Below are 568 nucleotides of genomic sequence, written 5' to 3'. Positions count from 1 at the left end.
GGATGATGTCCTGCTCCAGGCCGAGACCATAGACGAGCGGGATGGTAAGGGACCCGGTCGGCTCCATGTTCTGCGCCTGCTGGAAGCTTCGCGCCGCCGGGCCGGGGACCTGCGCGCGCACGATCTCGAGGGCATCCCGCCATGCGCCGAAATGCCGGCTGATCCCGGAGAACCCGACCCGCGCCTCGCCGGTCCGCTCGAGATAGTGCGGCAGCAGCACCGCGAAGCCGGCTTCCGCCAAAGCTGCGGCTTCGGCGCGGACCGGACGGTCCGGGCCCGGTCCTTCCGCGTCGTGCAGCAGAATGACGGTCGTCGTGGCCGGCGCGTCCTTGCCGCGCGGCGCGAACCGCTCGATCGTGACGGGCCGTCCCTCGCACAGGATCGTGTCGCGGGTGACGGCCGGATGGGGTGGATAAGTCATGGCGTCAGGTCGGTCTCGACGGTTCGCGGCGCTCGCGCTCGCCGGCACGGCCCTGCTTGCCACGACGGCGGGACGGAACGCGAGGGCACAGGAGACGAAGCCGCATCCGCCCGAGGCGACCGTCCCCGTGCCGCCGCCCCTGCCGCC

Annotated in this window: 1 pseudogene; it reads right to left on the bottom strand. The window is 72.4% G+C overall.

The features are described 5' to 3' along the window. Window positions 1-421, bottom strand: a pseudogene (locus tag FV223_RS29515) (hypothetical protein); the annotation flags it as partial. Window positions 422-568 lie beyond the last annotated feature (147 nt).

This window comes from Methylobacterium sp. WL116 (assembly GCF_008039455.1).
Taxonomy (GTDB): Bacteria; Pseudomonadota; Alphaproteobacteria; order Rhizobiales; family Beijerinckiaceae; genus Methylobacterium.
The sequence above is the reverse complement of the archived record's forward strand: the minus strand, read 5'-3'. Positions and strand labels throughout refer to the sequence as shown.